This window comes from Ornithinibacter sp. (assembly GCF_035443565.1).
Lineage (GTDB): Bacteria > Actinomycetota > Actinomycetes > Actinomycetales > Dermatophilaceae > Fodinibacter.
Genome location: NZ_DAORSO010000003.1, coordinates 15222 through 20273, shown reverse-complemented (window position 1 = coordinate 20273; position 5052 = coordinate 15222). Strand labels below are relative to the sequence as shown.

Annotated in this window: 7 protein-coding genes; 4 read left to right on the top strand and 3 right to left on the bottom strand. The window is 69.6% G+C overall.

Features of this window, described 5'->3' with window-relative positions; genetic code table 11:
• Positions 1-159 precede the first annotated feature (159 nt).
• Both greA and PLL68_RS00825 read right to left on the bottom strand, forming a co-directional pair.
• Complete coding sequence (greA, locus tag PLL68_RS00830; protein WP_324530734.1) at positions 160-648, bottom strand: transcription elongation factor GreA; 489 nt, start codon at positions 646-648, stop codon at positions 160-162.
• 233 nt (positions 649-881) lie between these two features.
• The gene (locus tag PLL68_RS00825; protein WP_324530732.1) at positions 882-1259 is read right to left on the bottom strand and encodes a DUF4307 domain-containing protein; all 378 of its coding nucleotides are present in this window, start codon (positions 1257-1259) and stop codon (positions 882-884) included.
• A gap of 91 nt (positions 1260-1350) precedes the next feature.
• Here PLL68_RS00825 and mca point away from each other — a divergent pair, with 91 nt between their 5' ends.
• Positions 1351-2289, top strand: a complete 939-nt coding sequence (gene mca, locus PLL68_RS00820; protein ID WP_324530730.1) for a mycothiol conjugate amidase Mca — start codon at positions 1351-1353, stop codon at positions 2287-2289.
• The gene (locus tag PLL68_RS00815; protein ID WP_324530728.1) at positions 2286-2597 is read left to right on the top strand and encodes a hypothetical protein; all 312 of its coding nucleotides are present in this window, start codon (positions 2286-2288) and stop codon (positions 2595-2597) included. Before mca ends, PLL68_RS00815 begins: the two co-directional genes overlap by 4 nt.
• Positions 2598-2617: 20 nt before the next feature.
• Here the strand turns inward: PLL68_RS00815 and trhA are convergent, their stop codons facing one another.
• The gene (trhA, locus tag PLL68_RS00810) at positions 2618-3352 is read right to left on the bottom strand and encodes a PAQR family membrane homeostasis protein TrhA (RefSeq protein WP_324530726.1); all 735 of its coding nucleotides are present in this window, start codon (positions 3350-3352) and stop codon (positions 2618-2620) included.
• Between the two features lie 211 nt (positions 3353-3563).
• Between trhA and PLL68_RS00805 the strand changes: the two genes are divergently transcribed.
• Positions 3564-4325, top strand: coding sequence for an isoprenyl transferase (locus tag PLL68_RS00805; protein ID WP_324530724.1), 762 nt, complete (start codon positions 3564-3566; stop codon positions 4323-4325).
• A gap of 161 nt (positions 4326-4486) precedes the next feature.
• The coding region (locus PLL68_RS00800) for a PIN domain-containing protein (protein WP_324530818.1) at positions 4487-5052 on the top strand (566 nt) is incomplete at its 3' end.

The following is a 5052-nucleotide window of genomic DNA, read 5'->3' as shown; positions in this document are numbered from 1 at the left end:
GGACGGTGAGGTGTGGGTCGGCGGCGACACCCGCACGATCTTCACCGGGCACCTCCCCACACCGAAACGTCCCGAGACCGACCAATAGGTCGATCTCGGGACGTCGTGGGGCCGGCTCTGCCGTACCTGGTGTGACCTATTGGTCGATCTCGGTACGGATCAGACGTCGTACGGCGTGGTCTCGAGGATCTTGACCTCGATCTGCTTGCCGTTCGGTGCGGTGTAGGAGGCGGTGTCGCCCACCTTGCGCCCGTTGACCGCGGCACCGATCGGGGACTTCTCGGAGAACACGTTCAGCGACTCGTCGGTGATCTCGCGCGAGCCGAGCAGGAAGGTCTCCTTGTCGCCGAACATCTCGACGGTGACGACCATGCCCGGCTCGACGACGCCGTCGTCCGCCGGCTTCTCGCCGATGATGGCCGTCTCGAGCAGCTGGGTCAGCTGTCGGATGCGGGCCTCCATCTTGCCCTGCTCCTCCTTGGCGGCGTGGTAGCCACCGTTCTCCTTGAGGTCGCCCTCCTCGCGGGCCGCTTCGATCTTCTTGGCGATCTCGGTACGTCCCGGGCCGGAGAGCTCGTCGAGCTCTGCCTTGAGGCGGTCGAAGGCCCCCTGGGTCAGGAAGCTCGCCTGGTTGGCGGTCTCGGTCACGTCACTCACTCCTGGTCATGGTGTGGCACCCGCCCCTCGTGGAAGGGGTGCCCGGTAGACAACGGCAACGGGCCCGGGTCGCGGTGCTGTGCGGCACGAGGTCGGACCCAGACCCGATGTGAAACGTCAATGGTAGCAACCGGGTGCGTGATCGGCACCGTGAACGACACGAGGGCTGCCGCGGGCACGTCGTGGGATGCCGTGTGGGCGGCGGGATGTCGGTCGGCGGCGCGTCAGGGCGTCGTGGGGACCCGGGCGCACGAGTCCACGACGCCGGTCACCGCGCGAACGCTGGTGCGAACGCGCACCTCACGCCGCAGCGACGTGGGACCGGCGGCGGGCACGGCATCCTCGACGGTACCCACGCGTGCCTTGCTCGAGTCGAGCGCACTGACCCGGCACAGCACGGCGACCCCCTCGGGGCGGTGCAGGTCGTATTTGACGAGCACTTCGGAGTCGGACTCGACGCTGTACCCGGTGACCTCCGGTCGCACGCTGCCGGTCGTCGAGACGATGCCCCACCACACGATGACGACGACAGCGCTGACGCAGCCGAGCACACCGATCACCCACCAACGGGTGGTGCCGGGTGCGGGGCGGGGCAACGGCATACGGGTCCTTCGTCGAGGGTCGGTCGCGGATGAGAGGATGTCGAGGTCCATTCTCGGGTACGCCCGACAACCCCCGTACGAAGGGTCCCACGTGTCTGACCGGCTCCGTCTCATGTGCGTCCACGCGCACCCGGACGACGAGTCCAGCAAGGGTGCGGCCACCATGGCCAAGTACGTCGACGAGGGCCATGACGTGCTCGTCGTGTCGTGCACCGGTGGCGAGCGCGGCGACGTCCTCAACCCACGACTGAAGGACGACGCCCACATCCTTCGCGACCTCGCGCAGGTGCGCCGCGACGAGATGGCTGCGGCCCAGGCGATCCTCGGGGTGCAGCACACCTGGCTCGGCTTCGTCGACTCCGGTCTGCCCGAGGGTGACCCGCTTCCTCCGTTGCCGGAGGGCTGCTTCGCCCTCGAGCCGCTCAGCGTCACCACCGAGGCGCTGGTGCGTGAGATCCGCCGGTTCCGCCCGCACGTCGTCACGACCTACGACGAGAACGGTGGCTATCCGCACCCGGACCACATCATGTGCCATGACGTGTCGATGGCCGCGGTCGTCGCCGCTGGCGACCCGGAGGCCTTCCCGCACGCCGGCCCCGCGTGGCAGCCGTTGAAGGTGTACTACAACCAGACGTTCAGCAAGGCACGCGTGGAGGCGTTCCACCAGGCGCTGACCGCGCTCGGCGAGGAGAGCCCCTACGCCGAGTGGCTCGAGAGCTGGACGCGCCCCGACCGGGCGGTCACCACCTGCGTCGAGTGCTCCGCGTGGTTCGACCGCAGGGATGCCGCGCTGGTCGCCCACGCGACCCAGGTCGACCCCGACGGTTCGTTCTTCCGGGTCCCCCGCGAGGTCCAGGTGCAGGTGTGGCCCACCGAGGACTACGAGGCGGCGCTGTCCTTCGTGCCCATCGCCCCGGACGAGGACGACCTGTTCGCGGGGCTGCCAGCCGACGTGCAGGCCGCCGACGCGTTGGCCACCTCGGGGAACCTGACCATCGTCCACGACACGCGTACGGAGCGAGACTCATGACCGATGCACCCTCAGCCGCCGTCGCACCGGGCTTCTTCGCGTTCGTCGCCTTCTTCATCATGGCGATGGTCCTGTGGTTCCTCATGCGGAACATGAATGCCCGGATGCGCCGGATGTCCTATCGCCAGCAGGCGGCCCACCGTGGCCGCGACGAGGCCCAGGCCGGCCCGGGCGACGTTTCCGACAGCCGCAGGAACGACGACGACAGGGCGGATGACCGCTCACCCGCGGACGACAGCAGCTCCAAGGACACCGGCTCCAGCGACAGCGGTGGCTCGGACGGCGGAGGCGGCGGCGGGAGCGACTGACCCCCGCGACGAAGTCGGGGTCAGGCGGGGGCGCTCAGGGCGAGCGAGGCAGCCACGAAGTGCGACCCGAACGCGAGGATCGTGAGCGTGTGGAAGACCTCGTGGAAGCCGAACCAGCGTGGTGAGATGTCCGGCTTCTTGGTGCCGTAGACGATGGCGCCCGCGCTGTAGAGGGCCCCGCCGATGACGATCCACGTCATGACCGCGGCTCCGGCGTGCTCGAGCAGTGGCCCGAAGTAGAAGACCGCGACCCAGCCGAGCATCACGTAGGCGGGCACGTACAGCCAGCGCGGAGCATGGGACCAGAACACCCGGAACAGCACCCCGATGATCGCGCCGGCCCAGACGATGGTGAGCATGCGTCGGGCCTGGTCCGGGGGCAGGAGCAGGGCGAACGGCGTGTAGGTGCCGGCGATGATGAGGAAGATGTTCGAGTGGTCGAAGCGCCGCAGGAACGCCCCCATGCGCGGTGACCACGTCCCGCGGTGGTAGACGGCCGAGGTGCCGAACAGCAGCACCGCGGTGCCGCCGAAGATCGCCGCCGAGACCTTGCCGGTCGTCGTGGTTGCCAGGACCACGAGCACGATCCCGGCGATCAGCGCCACGGGCACCATGCCCGCGTGCAACCAACCGCGCAGTTTGGGCTTGACGTGGTCGAAGGCGGCCTCGACGCGTTGCTCGAGCTCTTCGACCCGCTGTTCGAGGGCCTCGCGACGGCTCGGGTCAGAGGTCGCGGGCGGGTCGAGCGGAGTCATGAACCGAATCTAACTTACGCAAGCGTAGGTTGGCGAGGCGCGCAGCCGTGACTCTCACCGCATGCCCGCACGGGAACACGGCTGCGTCGCCGCCCGTTTTGGGGCCCGGCACACCCCCGGACCCCCCGCCCGAAGGCCCCCTGCGGGAGTAGCGTGACCCTGTCGTCCGCGAGCCCGCGACGGCCGGGGTGCGATCGAGAGGCAGGCGAGCATGGCGCTGAGTGACGTGCTCTACGCGGCGTACGCGCGCCGCCTGCTGCGCGAGCTCGAGGCGTCCTCCGTACCGCGCCACGTCGGGGTCATGCTCGACGGCAACCGTCGGTGGGCCCGAGCCCGCGGTGCCGGAGCCAGCGAGGGGCACCAGGCCGGCGCCGACAACATCGAGAACCTGCTCTCCTGGTGCGACGAGGTCGGCGTCGAGGTCGTCACCTTGTGGCTGCTGTCCACCGACAACCTCAACCGTCCCGAGGACGAGTTGCGGCCCCTGCTCGGGATCATCGAGGCCGCGGTCGACACCCTCGCGGCCACCCACCGCTGGCGAATCCACCCCGTGGGGGCCCTGGACCTGCTCCCGGCGCAGACCGCTGCGCGGCTGAAGGCCGCCGAGGATCGCACCCGTGACGTCGACGGGATGCTCGTCAACGTCGCCGTCGGCTACGGCGGGCGACGCGAGATCGCGGATGCCGTGCGCTCGCTGTTGCAGCAGCAGGCGGCCATGGGGACGAGCATCGAGGAGCTCGCCGAGGTCATCGACGTCGAGCACATCGCCGAGCACCTCTACACCAAGGGTCAGCCCGACCCGGACCTCGTGATCCGCACGTCGGGGGAGCAGCGACTGGGCGGGTTCCTGCTCTGGCAGAGCGCGCACAGCGAGTTCTACTTCTGTGAGGCCTACTGGCCCGACTTCCGCAAGGTCGACTTCCTGCGCGCCCTGCGCGCCTACGGCGAGCGGCACCGTCGGTTCGGCTCCTGAGGCGCCACGGCATCCCAGACGCCACACCAATCACAGCAGTCACACGCGTTGCCGCGTCGCGCAGAATTCACCTCAACACGCCCGGCCGCGTGCGTCGGGGCGCGGGGCAGGCAGTCGTAGCGTCGAGAGCACTGCAGCCCCGCACCCCTTCAGGAGCGACCATGGCCTCGAGTACCCGACCGGCACCGTCAGCACGCCAGGGGGAGGAGCCGCGTCGCACGTACGTGCTCGACACCTCGGTCCTGTTGTCCGACCCGCGCGCGATCACCCGCTTCAAGGAGCACGAGGTGGTGCTGCCGGTGGTCGTCGTCACCGAGCTCGAGGCCAAGCGCCACCACCCCGAGCTCGGGTACTTCGCGCGCACGGCCCTGCGCCTGCTCGACGACCTGCGGATCGCAGCCGGGCGCCTCGACGCCCCGGTGCCCATCGGTGAGGAGGGCGGCACCTTGCGCATCGAGCTGAACCACACGGATGCCGCGTCGTTGCCTGCGGGTTTCCGCCTCGGCGACAACGACACCCGCATCCTCGCGGTGGCCCGCAACCTGGCCAACGAGGGGCGGCTCGTCACGATCGTGAGCAAGGACCTGCCGATGCGGGTCAAGGCCTCGGCGTGCGGCCTCGAGGCAGAGGAGTACCGGGCCGAGCTCGCGGTCGAGTCGGGGTGGACCGGCATGGCCGAGCTCGAGGTCACCGTCGAGGAGATGGACCACCTCTACGAGTACGGCCG